Origin of the sequence: Shewanella gelidii, from assembly GCF_014647855.1 — a bacterium.
Taxonomy (GTDB): domain Bacteria; phylum Pseudomonadota; class Gammaproteobacteria; order Enterobacterales; family Shewanellaceae; genus Shewanella; species Shewanella gelidii.
In genome coordinates this window covers 54,767-74,526 of record NZ_BMPZ01000009.1, presented here as the reverse complement: position 1 = coordinate 74,526, position 19,760 = coordinate 54,767, and the positions used below count along the sequence as shown (strand labels likewise).

General features: G+C 42.9%; 14 protein-coding genes. 11 read left to right on the top strand and 3 right to left on the bottom strand.

From position 1 onward, the window contains the following. Positions 1–16: 16 nt before the first annotated feature. The gene (locus IEY18_RS14180) at positions 17–1,243 is read left to right on the top strand and encodes a spore maturation protein (RefSeq protein ID WP_188921960.1); all 1,227 of its coding nucleotides are present in this window, start codon (positions 17–19) and stop codon (positions 1,241–1,243) included. Positions 1,244–1,590: 347 nt separating this feature from the next. Here the strand turns inward: IEY18_RS14180 and IEY18_RS14175 are convergent, their stop codons facing one another. The 3 genes from IEY18_RS14175 to IEY18_RS14165 are packed head-to-tail and all read right to left on the bottom strand — an operon-like array spanning position 1,591 to position 5,495. Then, entirely contained in the window at positions 1,591–4,260 is a 2,670-nt protein-coding gene (locus IEY18_RS14175) for a PqiB family protein (protein WP_188921958.1), read from the bottom strand. Then, the gene (locus IEY18_RS14170; protein WP_188921956.1) at positions 4,247–4,876 is read right to left on the bottom strand and encodes a paraquat-inducible protein A; all 630 of its coding nucleotides are present in this window, start codon (positions 4,874–4,876) and stop codon (positions 4,247–4,249) included. Before IEY18_RS14170 ends, IEY18_RS14175 begins: the two co-directional genes overlap by 14 nt. After that, positions 4,869–5,495, bottom strand: a complete 627-nt coding sequence (locus tag IEY18_RS14165; protein WP_188922117.1) for a paraquat-inducible protein A — start codon at positions 5,493–5,495, stop codon at positions 4,869–4,871. The genes IEY18_RS14170 and IEY18_RS14165 overlap by 8 nt, the downstream gene beginning before the upstream one ends. A 205-nt stretch (positions 5,496–5,700) precedes the next feature. Between IEY18_RS14165 and IEY18_RS14160 the strand changes: the two genes are divergently transcribed. The 10 genes from IEY18_RS14160 (at position 5,701) to IEY18_RS14115 (ending at position 19,646) form a co-directional block, all read left to right on the top strand. Next, complete coding sequence (locus tag IEY18_RS14160) at positions 5,701–5,982, top strand: YebG family protein (protein WP_188921954.1); 282 nt, start codon at positions 5,701–5,703, stop codon at positions 5,980–5,982. 18 nt (positions 5,983–6,000) lie between these two features. Continuing rightward, positions 6,001–6,459, top strand: coding sequence for a free L-methionine (R)-S-oxide reductase MsrC (gene msrC, locus IEY18_RS14155; RefSeq protein ID WP_188921952.1), 459 nt, complete (start codon positions 6,001–6,003; stop codon positions 6,457–6,459). Between the two features lie 270 nt (positions 6,460–6,729). Further along, positions 6,730–7,350 carry an RNA chaperone ProQ gene (proQ, locus tag IEY18_RS14150; RefSeq protein ID WP_188922115.1) on the top strand — a complete coding sequence of 207 codons (621 nt, stop codon included), beginning with the start codon at positions 6,730–6,732 and terminating at the stop codon, positions 7,348–7,350. Positions 7,351–7,375: 25 nt separating this feature from the next. After that, positions 7,376–9,421 carry a carboxy terminal-processing peptidase gene (prc, locus tag IEY18_RS14145; RefSeq protein WP_188921950.1) on the top strand — a complete coding sequence of 682 codons (2,046 nt, stop codon included), beginning with the start codon at positions 7,376–7,378 and terminating at the stop codon, positions 9,419–9,421. Positions 9,422–9,623: 202 nt separating this feature from the next. Continuing rightward, positions 9,624–12,185 (top strand): aminopeptidase N, encoded by a 2,562-nt coding sequence (gene pepN, locus IEY18_RS14140; RefSeq protein WP_188921948.1) that lies wholly within the window; start codon positions 9,624–9,626, stop codon positions 12,183–12,185. A 78-nt stretch (positions 12,186–12,263) separates the two neighbouring features. Further along, complete coding sequence (locus IEY18_RS14135; protein ID WP_188921945.1) at positions 12,264–12,479, top strand: DUF2835 domain-containing protein; 216 nt, start codon at positions 12,264–12,266, stop codon at positions 12,477–12,479. A 315-nt stretch (positions 12,480–12,794) separates the two neighbouring features. After that, positions 12,795–14,834 carry a DUF1302 domain-containing protein gene (locus IEY18_RS14130; RefSeq protein ID WP_188921943.1) on the top strand — a complete coding sequence of 680 codons (2,040 nt, stop codon included), beginning with the start codon at positions 12,795–12,797 and terminating at the stop codon, positions 14,832–14,834. An 11-nt stretch (positions 14,835–14,845) separates the two neighbouring features. After that, the gene (locus IEY18_RS14125) at positions 14,846–16,210 is read left to right on the top strand and encodes a DUF1329 domain-containing protein (protein WP_188921941.1); all 1,365 of its coding nucleotides are present in this window, start codon (positions 14,846–14,848) and stop codon (positions 16,208–16,210) included. A 102-nt stretch (positions 16,211–16,312) separates the two neighbouring features. Further along, a complete protein-coding gene (locus IEY18_RS14120) occupies positions 16,313–17,326 on the top strand; it encodes a WD40/YVTN/BNR-like repeat-containing protein (RefSeq protein ID WP_188921939.1) in 1,014 nt (337 codons plus the stop codon). Positions 17,327–17,339: 13 nt separating this feature from the next. Further along, the gene (locus IEY18_RS14115; RefSeq protein WP_188921937.1) at positions 17,340–19,646 is read left to right on the top strand and encodes an efflux RND transporter permease subunit; all 2,307 of its coding nucleotides are present in this window, start codon (positions 17,340–17,342) and stop codon (positions 19,644–19,646) included. The last annotated feature ends 114 nt before the right edge of the window (positions 19,647–19,760 follow it).

Genomic DNA, 19,760 nt, shown 5'->3' with positions numbered 1-19,760 from the left:
ATGTGGAGAGTTTTACTTGCTAAATCGAGTTTGGTTTGTGTTTTTTATCACGGCGGCTATAGCCATTATTTTGCAACTTTTCAGTGGCAACTCTCAGGTGCTGTCAGCAAGCGTTGATGCAATTTTTTCAAGCGCAAAACTAGCTGCTGAAATTGCCATTGGTTTAGTGGGTGTTTTGAGTTTATGGATGGGTTTAATGCGCATTGGTGAAAAAGCGGGGTTAGTGAGCCGTTTTGCCCAAGTTCTAGAGCCCTTGTTGAGTCGGTTAATGCCTGAAGTGCCAAGAGGTCACCCGGCTTTTGGTAGTGTCACGATGAACTTGACTGCTAATTTTTTAGGCTTGGATAATGCTGCAACGCCCTTAGGGCTAAAAGCAATGCAAGATTTGCAAACGTTAAATCCAAACAAGCAAACCGCAACTAACGCCCAGATACTTTTTTTAGTCTTAAATACATCCTCTGTTACTTTAGTTCCGGTTACCGTTTTTTTATATCGCGCTCAGCAGGGTGCAGCGGCACCGACAGATGTATTTTTGCCGATTCTTTTAGCCACCACTGCTTCGACCTTGGTTGGCTTGAGTGTTGTGGCTTGGTTCCAACGAATTCGTTTGATGAATGCGGTTGTTCTTGGATATGGCGCATTGTTGTTAAGCAGTTTAGCTACATTATTGATGGTGTTGGGTGCGTCAACCACGACTTTTATCAGCGAATTCTCGGCCATTGCAGGCAATGGTATTTTGCTTTGTTTGATTTTTAGCTTCGTGCTGATTGCAGCGTTTAAAAAAGTCGCAATTTATGATGAATTTGTAGAAGGGGCAAAAGAAGGGTTTCAGCTTTCTATCAACCTAATTCCATATTTGTTGGCGATGTTATTGGCCATTGCTTTACTTAGAGCTTCCGGTGCGTTGGATTATGTACTGCAGCTGCTTGCATACTGCGTACAAGCTTTTGGTGGTGACATTCGCTTTGTTGATGCAATGCCTACTGGATTGATGAAACCCTTTAGTGGCTCGGGCGCAAGAGCCATGATGTTAGAAACAATGTCTCATTACGGGCCGGACTCATTTGCAGGGCGACTTGCCGCAGTATTTCAAGGTAGTACAGAGACCACTTTTTATGTACTTGCAGTATATTTTGGTTCGGTTGGAATTCGCTATACCCGTCATGCGTTAACTTGTGGTTTGGTAGCCGATGCTGCCGGACTCATTACAGCGATTTTTGTTTGTTATTGGTTTTATGGGTAGCCTTTAAATTGCCATTTCAAAGCTCTGTGCTTTAAGAACTGGAAGTCTTCTTGTTTTTTAGAAGTCATGCCTCAGTGACCTTGAGGGTACAGTGCTTGTGCGTTTGATTGGGGGATGCTTTGCCACAACCAAAGGCGAACGAAATTTTCTCGTTAAAGTGCCGTTAGGAATGCATGAACACGACGTGGTGCACAACAAATAGCCTAAAGAGTAAGCTCGTCTTACGAAAACAATGTGAGTGCACTTCACTCCCATACTAATTTTCTATTGGTTTGCATTTTTGCTCAGGTTCCATGGGAAGCGGATGAGCACCTGAGTCATCTCGCTGCCTTCATGAACATTTGCTTCTATGGTCGTATGGATTGTTTAGGTGCCCATTGTTGCCAAAGAGGATCCGGCTTTTCGTGAAGCGGAGCTACCAGTTGCTGGCGAATTTGATTCGATGTGTTGGTCGTTTCCCTGGTTGCCACACCGATGCCACCGACGAGCAACGTTTCAAGTGAACCTGTGTTTATTTGGGCGCCTGAGAATAGGCCCCAATCTAACTTTATCCCTGAAAGATCCCAGAACTTACTACTTTGATTGACTACGTGACGATATTGACTATCGATATGGGCATGCATAATGATCTTGTTGCCTGAGGCCGCAAGTTGGACCTGATCAACCTGTCCGATAGCGATACCGCGATAAAATATTTGCGTGCCGACTTTGACTGAGCCTAACTCAGAGTCTTCAAGCTGCACCAATAAATCACCTTGTTTTGTATGCATTGGGGCGGTAAGGCTTGCGTTAAATCGAAATTGCTGTTGTGCAGACTTTCCAGGTAGGACACCAATATATGGACCGGTAATCAGTGTATCTACATCTTTCACTCCAGCTAATGAGACTTGCGCTTGAACGATGAAAAATTGGCTATCTGACTTTACGAAGTACTTTGCGTAATCGCCATATAGATAGGCATCAGCGTTGACAAAGTTGAGTGAAGGGTCGAGGGACACATTTTTTACTTGCCCAACTTGATGTCCTTGATAACGAATTGCCGCATTGACTGCAATCTGAGCTGCCGCAGGGAGCTGGATAGAGATGGGTTTTGCCTGCATCAGAGCAAGCTTTTTGTCTGCATAAAGATGTTCGGTATTGTTCTGTTTTGCGTCGACATGGCCAAGACTAATACTGCCTTTTAATGTGCCTTCTAAAGGTGCGACATCAATATCAACCCCCGCAAGGCTAGCATTGATCGTTGCTGCACCGTTGCGCCAGAAAACTGTGCGTGGGTTCAGAAGTGTTTGAAATTGTTTTTTGATCCCGAGCTCTATCGTAAATTGATTCGTTTGAGTTGCCCAGTTGACAGAGGTTACAGCCCCAACTTTCATTTTTTTAAAGTAAACAGGGGACCCTTCCGAAAGGCCAGCACCATCAAGGCTTGAAAGTGAACGATAAATGAGTTTTTGTTTGGCAAAATATTGTTGTGCTGCGTTTCGATCTGAAAACAGTCGTAGAGGCTTGATGAGTTTTGTTTGTTTGGTTTTTGGAGTCACTTTATTGCTTGATACTTGATTGACCGGCTTATACGGCTTTGCAGCCATCAAGCTAATGGCGCCTTTCACTAAAGTATCAATATCTCGCGATTTGATGGAGACCCCATCCAGTGACGCATCAACAGCTAAGGCTGATTCTGCAACAAAGTAGCTTGAAGGCGCGATCAATTTTGCAAATTCTGGCCATATTTCTATGGCGTATTCAACATGCTCAAAGGACTCACTTAAATTCGCTGATGTGACTTCGCCAATGGGTATTTGTTTATATCTGACTTGTGAACCGGCTTGAACGCCTGGGTTTGCATCAGATGTAAGCGTGAGTTGTAACCTGTCTGCTTGAAGCAGATCTGGCGCTACATCATTTAACTCAAATGCTGTTTGGGGGGCACCACGACCCGGGATGATATTGATGACGTGCCCTGTGATCATTCTTGCCGCGTTTTTAACGCCGCCCAGCGAAATGTCTGCGCCTTCAGACCAAAACAATGTTTCTTGGTTGAGCATGGATTGATATTGAGTATCAATCTTTGCGTCGAAGATGACGCCACTTGGGGTCAGTTGGCTTTGTAAGATTTGACCGATTTTTAACCCTCGATATTCTATGTTCGTGCCTTTGCTAACATTGGCCGCAGTATCCGCTGCCAATGTAATTCGGATCCCGCCGAGAGCGTTGGTTTCATTTTGATAAAGCGTAAAACTATCCCCATTTTTGGCCGGTTCACCAGATTGTGGGGAATTAAACGTAATACCGCCAGCAATAATGGAGGCGAGGCTTTCTGAATTGACTTTGATGCCTTGCAAAGAGGCATCAATGCTGACGCCAGACACATTCCAAAAACTAGAATTGTGTTTTACCAAATATGCATATTGTTCTTGTACGAAGGCGTTTATGGTGACGGTTTGGTGATTGGTCAAACGGTAGCTAACAATATTTCCTACAGGAATTTGCCGGTAGAATACGGGTGAACCCACATCAATTGAACCGAGTTTTTCCGCTGTCAATTCGAGGACGACGCCTTCGCTACCAGGAGTGATTGCCGGTGCTTGCTTTTCTGCTTCAAAACTATAGTTTGTATCGCCTTGACCGGGTTGAACACCAATATAATTGCCGGAAAACAATGCATCTAATCCTTCAACTCCGGTAATTGAGGCTTTGGGAGTTACGAGCCAGAATTTGGTTCCAGTTGTTAAAAAAGGCTCCGCCCGATAATCCATCAAAATATCAACATTTACGCCGGACAAGTCCTGATCGAGTCCAATGTCCACGACTTTTCCGACGGTTAAGCCCTGGTACTTTACTAGTGTTTTGCCCACGTCAATACCGGTCGCACTCGGAAAGTGTACGGAAACTTCAATACCTGATTCTTTGATGCTTTTGATGCCCAGCCAAGAACCGAGCGCTAGTGCTACGATTGGTAATAACCAAATTGGAGAGAATAGTTTCTTTTTAACGACCTTGGGCGCTTCAGTTTCCGTCATTTTTTACTTCCAATCTATCCCATAAAAGGCGTGTGTCGAGTACATGAGCAGCCATTTGTGTAAGTAAAATGACCAATGCAAATGCGGTGGCAGCTGGCGCTGGTTTGACATCTAAAAGCTGCCCCATATTGACTAGGGCTACAGTAATCGAAATCACAAAAAGATCCAGCATTGACCAGCGGCCAATCCATTCAATAATGTGGAATCCGGCCATTAAATATTTCTTTGAAATGGGTAATTCAAAGCTGATAGCAATCAGATAAATTGTCAAGCCAACGATTTTCATGACAGGCACTAAAATACTGGCGACAAATAAAATGATGGCAATGGGGATCATATCGGTATGCACTAAATGAGCAATACCGCTAAAAATAGTGTCATAGGTGACTTTCCCCTGATTTGTGATCATGGAAATTGGATAGATATTTGCAGGTACAAGCAGAATTGCGGCTGTGATAAGCAGCGCCCAACTTTTTTGCAAGCTGGTATCATCTCTTGTATGCAAAGGCGAGTCACATCGTAAACAATGACTTTGGGATTTGCTATTCATCTTTCGGCAGCGAGTACATAAACAAAGGCCGAGAGTCATGCCTGTATTGCGGTTTCGTTTAGTCATCGACAAAGCTCCACATATGTTCGAGGTTGTATTCTCGTTGCAAAAAGAGCGTTACGACGAACAGCATAGTGAAACAAAACGAACCGACACTGAAGTAGATATCAGAAAAATCAGAGAGATTGAACGCGGAAACGAGAAAACCCAACATATAGATTTCGAGCATCGTAAATTGGGTGACTAGATTTTGTCTTTTTAATAATTGCTTTAGGCTAGTTTTCAAGAAAACAGAACGACGACCAAATTTAATAATCAATATTTGGAATAAAACGGACAATAAAAGCAAGCCTGGTGCAACGACAGCTGCAAGCAGGACTGCGATGCCAACAACCCAATACCCTTGATCAATCACTGCTATTGCGCCTTGGATAACCGTTGTATTTCTAATGTTCCCCAAAAAGTGGATTTCTAAAACCGGGAGTAAATTTGCTGGAAAATATAGAAACACAGCAGCAAGACATAGTGCAAGCATGCCATTAATCGAACAGTATGGCGTGTCATATAAGGCGGTGTGACACCGAGGGCAGAGCGCCCTGACGCCTGATGGCAAAGCTCTTTTGCTAACCGCTAAATCACAAGCGCGGCACAATACGATAGATTTATCGAGCGTTTTACCCTGCAGTTTCAAATTTAACTAACCTTGTTAATTGAGCGACGATTGCAAAACCTTTGAAAACAACTGTTCATTTTAGCCCAAAGTCCACTGAGAAATGAGACCAAGATACAGAAATATAGAAAGATATTATCAGATTAGTGAGAACACTTGCATCTGTTGAACATTTTATGACACTCTGTGCACTGTATATAAAAACAGTGCGAGGCTTGATATGGCAGTAATTACACAGTTCGTCGTCGTTAGAGAAGGGGTAGAGAAGATGACATTTACATCTAAGAAGGAGGCAGATGCCTACGACAAGATGCTTGATATCGCAGATAATCTTATCCCATTTTTACAAAGTTCAGATCTGGAACTTGATGAACCGACGAGTGAAAAACTTGCTTTTTACCTAGCAAGTCATAAAGATGAGCTTGCTTCGTTATTGAAGGGAGCACCGCAGAAGAAAGCTCAGCCAGTAAAAAAGGCGAGTAAAAAAGCGGATACCGAATAGTTCTATTAGGAAAAACAAATGAAATCTGAGTTTTACGATACCTTGAATCGTCAAGTGCTAGCCTTATTTGAAGGTGAAACGAATCTGATTGCTGCCATGGCTAATTTTTCAGCACTGATTAATGACAGTTTGGACAATCTAAATTGGGCTGGTTTTTATCTGATGGATAATGAACAACTGGTTTTAGGTCCGTTTCAAGGTAAAGTTGCTTGTACACGTATTCCGTTAGGAAAAGGTGTGTGTGGTACTGCAGCGGCAACTAAGGAAACCCAGCGAATTGCAGATGTACATCAATTTGCCGGCCATATCGCTTGTGATGCTGCGAGTAATTCAGAGATCGTCATTCCTGTTTTTCGTCAAAGCGAAGTCATTGCAGTGCTAGATATTGATAGCCCAGTTTTCGATCGTTTTGATAGCCAAGACCAAGAAGGGCTAGAATCCTTGGTGAAAAGTCTTGAAAAGTGCCTATTTGATTAAAGAGCGCACAATTTCACATAATTCATGGTCGCAATCGCTGAATGCCGCTTTATAATAGGCGGCTGAGCTGTAGATGCCTGAATCACTCTTGTAAAAGTCAGCTTGTATGCCGAAGAAATTGTTAGAGTTTGTAATTATGCTTTAGCAAATTTCAATATAGTGCTAATTTGTACGTTAGCTCTAATGTAGAGTTAGCGAAGATAAACGACAAGAAAAGCAAGACGCTAGACGTTAATTAGACTTGTCCCTATTTGAACTGTGGAAGTAATGATGGAATCAACAGAAAAGTTGACCGACACCAACGCAATACTCGCGTATTTGTATGAAACATTCCCTTTGTGCTTTGTCGCAGAAGGTGAAGTTAAACCCTTAAAAATCGGATTGTTTCAAGATTTGGCTGAAAGGTTAGCCGATGATTCTAAAGTCAGTAAAACTCAGCTACGGGTTGCACTTAGACGCTATACTAGTAGTTGGCGCTACTTAAAGTGCATCAAAATAGGTGTGCAACGTGTTGATTTAGATGGCAACCCTTGTGGTGAACTTGAGCAAGAACATATTGAACATGCACAAGCAACACTAAAAGAAAGCCAAGAAAAAGCGAAAGCTAAGCGTGCGGCTCAAGCACCAAAAGCGGCGAAGAAGCAAGCGAGAAAGCCTGCGCAAGCTAAAAAACCTGCACAGAGCCGTCCGAAGCCTGCGAAAGAAAAGCCTGCACCAGTGAATTTAACACCGGCAGTATTAGACGAATTGAAACCAAATCAGCGAGTCAATGTCAAACTGGGTAAGTCACCAGTGTCTGGCGTTATCGTCGATATTAAAAAGCAAGACATCCATGTTCAACTCGATTCAGGATTCACGGTGAAAGTACCAGTTGAACACGTCATGCTGTAAACATTTTTGAAGGAGTAACTTGTTGATGAGAAAAATTTTTCTAGCTGCATCGATAGCTGCCGTTCTCGTCGGTACACCAGCTTGGGGAGCTAAACCAGATATTCCCGTCAATGAGTTACCTGTTCTGAGCCAAGAACCGCAACATAAAGTAGCGAGTAAGCGTGTGACGGGCGAATTCACACGATCTCACTACCATCGTATTGACCTTGATGATGCATTCTCTGAAAAGATTTTCCAACGCTATCTAAAGCAAGCAGACTATCGTCGTAATGTGCTTATGCAGAGTGATGTCGATGATCTTGCTGTGTACAGTCAACAGTTTGATGACATGCTTAAAGCAGGGGACTTAAATCCTGCATATGCTATGTATCAGTTAGTGATGAAGCGCCGTTATGAGCGCTTTGCTTTTGCGTTGTCTTTACTAGACAAAGAATTTGATTTTACGGTGAAAGGGGATAGTTACCAATTTGACCGTGAAGATGCTGATTGGCCCAAAGATAAAGCTGAATTAGATGAGTTGTGGCGCCAGCGTGTTAAATATGATGCGTTAAATCTGAAATTGACCGGTAAAGAATGGCCTGAAATTTCTGAAATTTTAACGAAGCGATACAACAATGCTATTAAACGTTTGAGTCAAACACAAAGTGAAGATGTGTTCCAAGGCGTGATGAATGCATTTGCACGAAGTATCGAACCTCATACTAGCTACCTTTCTCCGCGAAATGCTGAACGTTTCCAAATGGAGATGAATCTGAGCCTTGAAGGGATTGGTGCCGTCTTGCAGATGGATGATGATTACACGGTCATCAAAAGCTTAGTTACCGGTGGTCCCGCTGCGAATAGTGAAAAGTTATCGCCTGAAGATAAAATTGTCGGCGTCGGGCAAGAAGGTGAAAAAATTGTTGATGTGATTGGCTGGCGTCTTGACGATGTTGTTGATCTTATTAAAGGACCAAAGGGCAGCAAAGTTGTTTTACAGATATTGCCCAAAAAAGGTGGCTCGAATGCCAAGATGTTCGAAGTTACTATGGTTCGCGATAAAATTAGATTAGAAGATCGTGCCGCAACTTCAAGCGTAATCCAGCCAGAAACCGGAGTCTATGCAGATCGAAAAGTAGGTGTGATCAAAATTCCAGGTTTCTACATGAACCTATCTCAGGATGTTAAAAAGGAATTACTTAGCCTTCAAGAGAAGCACGTTGAAGCTGTTATTATTGATTTACGCGGTAATGGCGGTGGTGCACTCAGTGAGGCAACCTTGCTGACGGGGTTATTCATCGAGCTTGGTCCAGTAGTTCAAGTTCGAGATGCACGTGGTAAGGTTTCTGAACATAGAGATAATGACGGCAAAATGACCTATGACGGGCCGTTAGCTGTAATGATTGATCGTTATAGTGCTTCAGCATCAGAAATTTTTGCCGCCGCATTGCAAGATTATGGTCGAGCGATTGTGATTGGTGAATCAAGCTTTGGTAAAGGTACAGTTCAGCAGCACAAAGGCCTGCGTCGTATTTACGATATGTATGAAAAAAGTGTCGGTTACATCCAGTTTACTATGCAGAAATTCTATCGCATAAACGGTGGAAGCACGCAGCTGAAAGGTGTCACGCCAGATATTTTATTTCCAAGTGGCCTTGAAGCTGGTCAGTATGGTGAAGCGGAGCAAGATAATGCATTACCATGGGATAAAGTGCCGGTCGCAAATTATGCTGTTGTAAACGATATAACACCAGATTTAGTGGCGGCACTTGATGTAAAACATAAGCAGCGTGTGGTTGCTGATGTCGAATTTAACTATATTGCAAAAGATTTAGAAGAGTTTAAAAATAACCATAAAGAAACAAGTATTTCTTTAGTCGAAAGTGAGCGTATTGCTTCTCGTGAAGAAGAAGATCAAAAACGCTTAGAGCGCGCAAACGAGAGACTACTTGCGAAAGGTTTACCAAAGGTTAAAAGCTTAGACGATCTCGACTCAAATGATGAAATGCCGGATGCTTTTTTGAATGAAACGGCATTGATTACACTTGATATGGTCGATACTCAAAAATTAGCAAAGAACTCAATTAAGTAGTGTTAATCGGACAAAAAAAAGCGCGCCTAGGCGCGCTTTTTTTTAGCCTAATTTTCGACGAAGATAGTAGGTTAGAACATTTAGGTGCACGGAGTCTGACGTGACCTCTGCGCTTTTCAAAGCACAAGGAGGATCACTGATATACCGTGTTGTTCTCCTTTCCCTCGTTGAAAGTATACGAGAATTCAATTAAGGACACATTATGCAGCAATGCCAAGCCAAGCATCTGAAAGATTATCGCTCTCCAGATTTTACAATATCCCATGTCGTTTTAGAGTTTGATTTAAATGGCGTAAATACAAAAGTAAAGGCGACGAGTCAAGTTAAAAGGCTACGTGCAGATGCAACTCAGCTTGCGCTTCATGGTGAATCACTTAATCTCGATTCTGTTTTAGTCGATCGGGAAAAAGTAAACTATCAGGTCGAAGCAACACAACTAGTTATTGAAGTGGATTCAGATGCATTTGAGTTGGTTATTGAAACTCAAATCGATCCCGAGGCGAACACTAGCCTTGAAGGACTTTACATGTCTGATGGAGCCTATTGTACCCAGTGCGAAGCAGAAGGGTTTCGCAAGATAACTTATTTTTTAGATCGTCCTGATGTACTTGCTAAATATGACGTGCGCATTGAAGCGGATCAAGCTGCGTTTCCTTATATTTTGAGTAACGGAAACCTTGTTGAAAAAGGTGAGTTGCCAAATGGTCGTCACTTTGCGGTTTGGGAAGACCCTTTTCCAAAGCCTGCATACTTGTTTGCGCTCGTCGCTGGTGATTTTGATTTACTTGAAGATTCATTTATCACAATGAACGAACGTAAAGTGTTACTTCAAGTTTTCGTTGATAAGGGGAATCTCCACAAGGCGCATCATGCGATGGCGTCTTTAAAGAAATCTATGGCTTGGGATGAGCAGCGGTTTGGTCTCGAGTATGATCTAGATATTTATATGATCGTCGCTGTTGATTTCTTCAATATGGGTGCCATGGAGAATAAAGGCCTCAATGTTTTTAATACGAAGTATGTATTGGCTGATAAGGAAAGTGCTACGGACGATGATTACCACGGCATTGAGTCGGTAGTCGGGCATGAGTATTTTCACAATTGGACTGGTAACCGAGTCACATGCCGAGATTGGTTTCAGTTAAGTTTGAAGGAAGGTTTAACTGTTTTCAGAGATCAAGAATTTAGCTCTGACCTCGGTTCGCGAGCAGTTAATCGAATTAGTGCCATACGAGTCATGAAAAACCAGCAGTTTGCCGAAGATTCTGGCCCAATGGCGCATCCGATACGTCCAGAGTCAGTCATTGAAATGAATAATTTTTATACGGTGACCGTGTATAACAAAGGTGCAGAAGTTATACGTATGATGCACACCTTGCTTGGTGAAGATAACTTTCAAGCAGGTATGAGGCTCTATTTTGAACGCCATGATGGTCAAGCGGTCACCTGTGATGATTTTGTCAATGCAATGCAAGATGCAAGTGATTTAGACCTGACTCAATTTAAGTTGTGGTACAGCCAAGCGGGTACGCCTGTGGTATCGATTGATGACCATTTCGATCCTCAGAAGAAGCAATATACGTTAACGGTGAGTCAAACTCTCCCTGACACGCCGGGTCAAACCAATAAGCAAGCGATGCATATTCCTTTTGATCTAGAACTACTCGGTTCTGATGGTCAAAGTTTGGTCAATCAGGTGCTGGATATTACGCAAGAAAGTCAAAGGTTCGTGTTCGATGGCCTAACGTACAAGCCGACACCTTCATTGTTTCAAAACTTCTCGGCACCAATTAGATTGCAATATGAATTTAGTGACGAACAATTGGTAAACCTAATGCGTTTTGCCAGTAGTGAAGTTGCGCGTTGGGAAGCATCTGTACAGTTAATCAGTCAGGCGATTTGGCTAAATATCACGCGTATTCAATCTGGCAGCGCAATGGTGCTCGCTCCACAAATTGTTGATGGATATCGTGGCGTTCTGCTTGATCCGCAATTGGACAGCGCGCTTGTCGCGGAAATCTTTACCTTACCAAGTGCAGCTTCTTTAATTGAGCAAGTGGACTCAATTGATCTTGACGCGCTTGAAATAGCCCGAGAGTTTGTAGAAGAAGAACTCGCGGCACAATGTGAAGATGAGCTGTTAGTTAAATATCGTCAGCTTCACCATATTGATAGTGTTGGGGCTCGAGCCCTTAAAAGTCGCTGTTTGATGATGCTATTGAAAGTTTCTGAACAACATGATTCCATCGCGAAGACTCAGTTTGAACAGGCCGATAATATGACTGATACGTTGGCGGTGCTTTCTGCTGTAAACAATAGTGGGTTAGTTTTACGGGACGAGTTGATGGCTGCGTTTGAGCGAAAGTGGATAGACACGCCTTTAGTCATGGATAAGTGGCTTATGCTTCAAGGGGGGCAAAACCGAGAAGATATTATCGATAGACTTGCCGCATTAGAAGAACATGCAGCATTTAGTTTCACTAATCCAAACCGGGTTCGGTCGCTTGTCGGTGGGTTTGTTGCTCAAAACCTCTATCGATTCCATGCTAAAGATGGCAGTGGATACCGCTACCTTACGGATATTTTGAAAAAATTGAATGGGACAAATCCACAAATCGCTTCAAGGCTTGTCACACCACTGATTCAGTATCAGAAATTCGATGATTGCCGCAAACAGCAAATCAAGAAGTGTTTGAAGGAGTTGTTGACGCTACCCGACTTGTCTAAGGATTTATACGAAAAGGTATCAAAAGCGTTACTTTAGTCTGACCGCTGCAGGGTTTAATATGGACTCTGCAGTTTAAATCTGTCTTACGGACACTAGGAAGAGAGTTTTTTTGTTGTGAATTTGTATTTTAGTATGAATATGTCAGTTGCAAAATATCTCCCGTATTATCAAGGTCGCGCAGAAAGAATTGAAGTATTTGATGATGCGGGAAGGCGGATTTGGATTAATGGGCGGCACTTTCGTTCGTTTTTAACGAATCAAGGCGTAGCTGGTCGGTTTTGTTTACAGTTAGATGACCAAGGAAATTTTGTTAAACTTGAAAAAGTTTAGAGTAAATACTTAAAACAAACGCCTGTTTAATACGGTGCTATTTTGTTCACAGATCTCGGTCTAACTTGTTAATTTAAAAGGTGTTAACTTCGTCACAATTTTGCTTTCTGCACTTCTGATACATAAATTCAAATTTTGTCTCATTTTTACCTCTTTAATTTAACGTTACACATTCAATTCTCTAGAAAATTTTATCCTTTCGAGTATTGCCGATGGCAATAAATTGCTGTAACAATGGTGTTACCTGTAGGCTAACAAGATGTTGGCTGCAATTCCTATAACAATGAATCTAGCAGGTTACGGAGAGACAAAAGAATGAATATTGTTAAACGAGTATTTAACAAGTCGACTCTTGCTTTGGGGGTGGCGTCGGCGCTAAGTCTAGGTATCGCACCTAGTGTAAATGCGGTATCTATAGACTGGGGCGAAGTCACTGGGTCATTTGACTCGACCTGGACTGCTGGAGCCAGCTGGCGAGTTGAAGGTCGAGATTGGAACAATCAAATTGGTAAGGTAAATCATCCTCGATTTGACTGGTCTGGTTACAGTGCTTTCAGCAACACCATCTATCCATCTAGTGAGATCTGGGCACAACCCGGTTCATACTCTAGCAATGGAGACCTCAGTAACCTACTTTATTCTAAAGGCGACACGACATCTGAAATCGTAAAAGGACTTCACGAGTTATCACTGCAATATAAGAACTTTGGTATTTTCGCTCGTGGAATGTACTTCTATGATCGTAAGCTGAATGACGGCAATTATGATTTTACCGATCCTGTGACCGGTGGTTCATTCGATCCTTGTGATGATAAAAGGGCGAGTGAAGTTCAATGTAAAGACGTGCGATTATTGGATGCATTTATCTACGGTAACTTCGACTTTAATGATGGCGCAAATCCACTGACGATTCGCGTTGGTAATCAAGTCGTATCATGGGGTGAGAGCACATTGATTCCGCATGGTATTGGTGTCATTAACCCTGTAGATCTGAATATTCTCAATGCGCCAGGCGCAGAACTGAAAGAAGCATTTAGACCGCAAGGCATGGTTTGGGCATCCCTTGGTGTGACCGATAACTTGTCTGTTGAAGCTTTTTATCAGTATGACTGGGAGCCGATTTGGGTTCCTACGCCGGGTTCTATTTTTGCGACCAATGATTTTGCAGGTTTTGGTGGTTACAACCAGAATGCGCAGCTTGGGTTTAATGCTAATCCAGATATGAATTTGGATTTCCTTATCTCAGAGTATGAAACGCTCGCCGCAATGGTACGCAGTGGTCAAATTCCAATGGAGCAATTAGTGCAAGCTAGTCTTGCATACCCAACCAAGTTAACCCTTGTTGATGACGAAGCGGAACCATCAGACTCGGGTCAATATGGCGTAAAATTAAGCTATTATTCTCCTGAGTTAAATGAGACTGAGTTTGGTCTCTACTATATGAATTATCATAGCCGCCGTCCTTTAATTAGTGGTTATACCGCCGATTTTAGGACTGAAACCTTGGTTGCTGATTTGGCGACTATTGGTGCTAATGCTGGCAGTATTGATCGCGAATTACTTTTGAGCTTGGGAAGTTTTTCAAAGGCGCAAATTGCTTACCCTGAAGATATCAAGCTATATGGATTTAGTTTCAACACTTTGATTGGTGATACGTCAGTGGCCGGTGAAATTTCTCATCGACAAGATGAGCCGCTGCAAATTGATGATGTTGAACTTTTATTTGCGGCGATGCCGCAACAGTTAGCAAATGCAGGCTTAAGACCGGATCTAGATGGTATTTCTCAGATGGAAGTGCTTGATCCCGGTGCGTATGCAGAAGGGTTTATCCGTCTGGATACGACCCAAGCTCAGGTTACCTTCACCCACTTATTTGGTCCAACTTTCGGCACAGATAATTTGGTTATGCTCGCAGAAATTGGCGGTGTTTGGATTCATGATATGCCCGGCTTTGATGAGCTTAGGTTGAATGGCCCCGGCACTGCACGTTCTGGAGGAAACCCAGATATGCCAGGTATTATTCAAGCCTTGCATAATGGCCCAGAGACCAATCCATTTCCAACGGATTCCGCGTGGGGTTATCGTTTAGTTGCGAAAGCTGATTATAACGATGTTTTTTGGGGCGTGAATATGTCTCCAAGAGTAATTTTTTCCCATGATGTTGACGGTATTACGCCAGATCCAATGTTCTTGTTTACCGAAGGCCGTAAATCTGTAGCTATGGGGTTAAGTTTTGATTACCAAAGCCGTTGGGGTGCAGACGTTTCTTACAACACTTTCTTTGGTGGCGTGGGGACAACGAACGCGATGGCCGATCGAGATTATGTCTCATTCAATATTAAGTATTCTATCTAAGGGCAATAATAATGAAAAAGCTAACGATATTGTCTGCAGCAATTGCGATGGCACTTACCTCGTCAACGGCACTTGCTAAAGTTTCAGAGAGCGAAGTGGCTCGTCTTGGTGCAGATTTAACGCCGAATGGTGCTGTTAAGGCTGCCAATGCGGATGGCTCAATTCCTGAGTGGAATGGTGGCATTACGGAACCCATTCCAGGTTACAGTAAAGGAATGCATCATCCAGATCCATTTAGTGCTGACCCCATTGAATTTACGATTACTAATGCTAATAAGGCGCAGTATCAGGCGTTTTTGACTGAAGGCCAAAAAAAGCTGCTCGAGCTATATCCTGATACATTTAAAATGAATGTATATAAAACTCGACGCTCAGCATCATTACCGGATTTTGTTTATCAGGCGACAAAAGCGAATGCAGCAAAGGCTGAATTGGTTTCTGGCGGCAACGGAGTTCAGGGCGCATCGATTGGTGTTCCTTTTCCTATTCCCGCTAACGGACTAGAAGCAATATGGAATCACGTATTGCGTTTCCGTGGTGTTGATATTAAAACGGCACGTAGTCAGGCTGCACCGACTGCCGGTGGTAGCTACACCATGGTTGAGACGAAAGAAGAGATCCGTTTTCAATATTCTCGACCAGAAGCGAAGCTAGACGATCTTAAGAGCAGTAACACGCTATTTTATTTTAAACAATTGGTTTCTCAGCCTGCGCGTTTGGCCGGGACAGCGGTTTTGGTAAAAGAAACCATGGACCAGCAAAAACTGCCACGTCAGGCATGGACCTACAACACGGGACAGCGCCGCGTGCGTAAGGCACCAAACGTCGCCTATGATACACCGGGTACTGCGTCTGATGGCTTAAGAACTTCGGATGATTTTGATATGTTTAACGGTTCGCCAAACCGTTATAACTGGGAGTTAGTGGGTAAAAAAGAGATTTTTATTCCCTATAACGACTATAAGCTTCATTCAGATAAGCTTGAGTATGATGATATTTTAAAGCCTGGCCATATTAATCCTGAGCTCGTCCGTTGGGAGAAGCATCGTGTTTGGCAGGTTAAAGCGACATTAAAAGATGGCATGCGTCATATTTATAAAACGCGTATGTTTTATTTAGATGAAGACTCTTGGCAGGCATCTGTGGTCGATTTGTATGACAATCGTGATGAATTGTACCGCGTTGCTGTAGCTCATGGTTTGAATTACTACGAAGTGCCGACACATTGGAGTACTTTAGAGGTTTACCACGATTTACAATCGCGTCGGTATATTGCGATGGGGCTTGATAACCAAAGTCGTATGTATGACTTTGACGCTAAGCTCAGTGAAGCAAATTTCACGCCTGCTGCTTTAAGAAGGCAAGGCATCCGATAGTTGCAAAGTCGATCGGTAGAATTCAGTAGATAAAGTGGCGTTTATTTACTGAAAGTTGTGACATAGGGGCGCTAGACGCCCCTTTATTTTAAGGAAGATTGTATGTCGTTACGCATGCTAAATTGCGCAATGCTCTTCTGTGTTAGTTTTAGCTTTTTGTCATTTTCAACGTCAGCAGAAAATGTTGACTTAAGCCATCAAATTCAGCCGCTAGCACAGTCCTCGTTAATTCTTGATATCGCATCTCTGAATGAATCCGCTATTGCTGTTGGTGAACGTGGCCACATTTTGATCAAGAAAAAGCTCTGGCAACAAGTTAAGTCCCCAGTTCATTCTCAATTAACTAAGGTGTACTTTATCGATGACCTTTTGGGGTGGGCTGTAGGCCACGATGCAACGATTTTGCATACCCAAGATGGAGGCCTCACTTGGGCCGTGCAGCTACAGTCGTTTGAGCTTGAAAAGCCTTTTTTTGATGTGTTTTTTTTCGATGATAGCCATGGCGTCGCTGTCGGTGCATACGGTATGTTTTACCGTACCCAAAATGGCGGTGAGACATGGCATGAAGAATTTCATCAAGAGCTATTATTTGAAGAAGATGTTGAATATTTAGAGCAGTTGAAAGTCGAGGACCATGAATTATATCTAAGCGAACGTGCTGCATTACTGCCTCATTTTAACCGTTTTTATCCGCTTAGTGACGGCCGTTTTCTTCTCGTGGGAGAACTTGGTTTAGTTGCGTTTTCAGATGATTTGGGCCGCACGTTTCAACAAACTAGTTTCAGCTACGAAGGTTCAATTTTTAATGTCATAGAGTATGCGCAACAGGTATATGTGATGGGGCTGCGTGGCAATGTTTTTAAAACCAATGCCTCACTTCATGATTGGCAGTCGGTAAAAATGCCCATTGAGTCCACGTTAAATGGAGCAATTGTAGAGAAAGGTAACCTGTTTCTTGTGGGAAATGCAGGCGCAGTCGTCAAAATATCCCCAAGCCAGGCAGTAGAGCTTGTGGTACAGAAGCAAGGCGAGAATATTGTCGCGATCAATAAAGGGCCATTAGGTCAAATATGGCTAGCAGGCACGAAAGGTCTGTCCTCAATAGAATTACAATAATAGGGCCACTCAGATGTTAGAAAAACTGGTCAATGGATTTGAAGCGTTTCTGTTTCGTCATCGCGGGCGGGTGATTTTTGCCTTTGTGTTAATGACAGTTTATTTAGGGATGCAAGCAAGCAACTTAAAAATGGATGCTGCTTTTACTAAAAACATTCCACTACAGCACGAATATATGCAGACCTATCTCAAGCACCAAAAGCAGTTTGGTGGTGCGAACAGTATTATGGTCGCAGTCGAAGATACCAACGGTGATATTTTTAATGGAGAGTTCTTCGATGCCTTAAAAGGTGTACACGATCAATTGTTCTTCATTCCTGGCGTTGAGCGCTCTCAAGTTAAATCTTTGTTCTCGCCATCGACCCGGTTCACCGAGGTCGTTGAAGATGGTTTTGCGGGGGGGCCTGTGATTCCCGCAGATTTTTCAACAACCCCCGAAGGTTTACAGAGAGTTAAGAATAATATTGAAAAGGCCGGAATTGTTGGACGATTAATTGCTGAAGATTATAGTGCTGCGATGGTACGGGCGCAGTTAATGGATTTTGACCCAAGCACAGGAGAACCGCTCGATACATTAGCGTTTGCAGCTCAGTTAGAAAAAGAGTTGCGTGGTAAGTTTGAGAAAGACACCGTGAAAGTGCATATCATTGGCTTTGCTAAAATGGCTGGTGATGTTGCTGATGGTGCTAAAGGGGTATTGCTGTTTTTCTTAATCGCCATTCTAGTGACTGCTGTGATGGTTTATTTCTTCTCTAAGTCTATAGTTTTGACCGTATTGCCATTGATGTGCAGCCTCATTGCGGTGATTTGGCAGTTAGGCTTGCTGACGGTTGTCGGTTTTGGCCTTGATCCTATGTCGATTCTGGTACCGTTTTTAGTCTTTGCGATTGGAGTGAGCCATGGTGTTCAGATGATCAATGCTGTACGTCAGCGTGTTTTAGAAGGGCAAGCGACGAAATCAGCAGCGGCATCAGCATTTCGTAGTTTGTTAGTTCCCGGTGGTGTTGCATTGCTTTCCGATACCGTTGGTTTTTTAACTTTGCTGGCAATCGATATCGGAATTATTCGAGAGCTTGCCATATCGGCGTCACTTGGGGTCGCGGTTATTATTCTTACTAACCTTATTCTTCTGCCTTTAGTACTTTCATTTACCGAATTTAAAAAAACTAAAACAAATCCGAAACATGCCGCAAGGGTTGATAATATTTGGCGTAAGCTGAGTCTATTTGCTACACCCAAATATGCTTTGGTAGTGCTTGCAGCCACCCTTGTTTTGTATGGATTTGGTTTAAACCAAGCCAATAAAATGAAAATTGGAGATTTGCAGGGGGGGGCGCCGGCTTTACATCAAGACTCTCGATACAATCAAGATACTTTTTTTATTACCGATCATTTTTCAATTACCACGGATGTGATGACAGTTATCGTCGAGGCGTTTCCTGAAGCGTGTACTTATCATGAAGTGCTTGAACAAATCGATAACTTTGAGTGGCAGGTTAAAAATACCGAGGGTGTGCAGTCGAGTGCAAGTTTGGCCTCTGTAGCTAAGCGCGTGAATGCCGGCTTCAACGAAGGAAATCCGAAGTGGCACGTACTTCCCAGAACAACGGCGAGTTTAGTGCAAGCCGTTGGTCGGGTGCCTACCTCGTCAGGACTCTTAAACTCTGATTGTTCAGTCATGCCAGTGTATGTGTTTTTAGAGGATCATAAAGCTGAGACAATAGAGCGGGTCATTGATAAGGTCAAAGCCGTTGCTGCAACTATGGACAACGATAAATTGACCTACCGATTAGCCTCTGGGCCTGTTGGTGTGATGGCGGCAACTAATGAAGCCGTTGCCGAAGCGCAGCTGCCGATGATGCTCTATGTATATGGCGCAGTATTTGTATTGTGTTTAATTAGTTTTCGCTCGATTAAAGCGACTGTCGCTGTCATTGTGCCGCTTTATTTTGTGTCAACTCACGCGCAGGCTTTGATGACAGAGCTAGATATCGGTTTGGCTGTGAGTACTTTACCTGTTATTGCCTTAGGCGTTGGGATTGGCGTTGACTATGGTATTTATATTTTATCGACCATGTCATCGAAATTAACGGCGGGGATGCCTGTTCAGCAAGCATATTATGAGGCTTTAGTGGAAAGAGGAAGTGCGGTGATATTTACAGGTCTAACCCTTGCAATAGGTGTTAGTACTTGGTTTTTCAGTGCGCTCAAGTTTCAAATGGACATGGGAATTTTGCTGACCTTTATGTTTTTGGTCAATATGCTAGGGGCAATAATTATATTGCCGTCCCTTGCGGCAATGTTCTGGCGACAGCGTTGATAAATAAAGAAATTCAAAGGGCCTACGGGCCCTTTTTTATGCATAAAAAACCTAGATTAATGATTGTTTGAGCAACTTGTGGTAAAAAGTATCTGATTTGCATAGATTTAACAG

Excerpts from the sequence above, each read along its gene's own strand:
- proQ (WP_188922115.1), top strand. The coding sequence starts at position 6,730 with ATGGAATCAACAGAAAAGTTGACCGACACCAACGCAATACTCGCGTAT.
- IEY18_RS14160 (WP_188921954.1), top strand. The coding sequence starts at position 5,701 with ATGGCAGTAATTACACAGTTCGTCGTCGTTAGAGAAGGGGTAGAGAAG.
- IEY18_RS14175 (WP_188921958.1), bottom strand. The coding sequence starts at position 4,260 with ATGACGGAAACTGAAGCGCCCAAGGTCGTTAAAAAGAAACTATTCTCT.
- prc (WP_188921950.1), top strand. The coding sequence starts at position 7,376 with ATGAGAAAAATTTTTCTAGCTGCATCGATAGCTGCCGTTCTCGTCGGT.
- IEY18_RS14120 (WP_188921939.1), top strand. The coding sequence starts at position 16,313 with ATGTCGTTACGCATGCTAAATTGCGCAATGCTCTTCTGTGTTAGTTTT.
- msrC (WP_188921952.1), top strand. The coding sequence starts at position 6,001 with ATGAAATCTGAGTTTTACGATACCTTGAATCGTCAAGTGCTAGCCTTA.
- IEY18_RS14130 (WP_188921943.1), top strand. The coding sequence starts at position 12,795 with ATGAATATTGTTAAACGAGTATTTAACAAGTCGACTCTTGCTTTGGGG.
- IEY18_RS14170 (WP_188921956.1), bottom strand. The coding sequence starts at position 4,876 with ATGACTAAACGAAACCGCAATACAGGCATGACTCTCGGCCTTTGTTTA.
- pepN (WP_188921948.1), top strand. The coding sequence starts at position 9,624 with ATGCAGCAATGCCAAGCCAAGCATCTGAAAGATTATCGCTCTCCAGAT.
- IEY18_RS14125 (WP_188921941.1), top strand. The coding sequence starts at position 14,846 with ATGAAAAAGCTAACGATATTGTCTGCAGCAATTGCGATGGCACTTACC.
- IEY18_RS14115 (WP_188921937.1), top strand. The coding sequence starts at position 17,340 with ATGTTAGAAAAACTGGTCAATGGATTTGAAGCGTTTCTGTTTCGTCAT.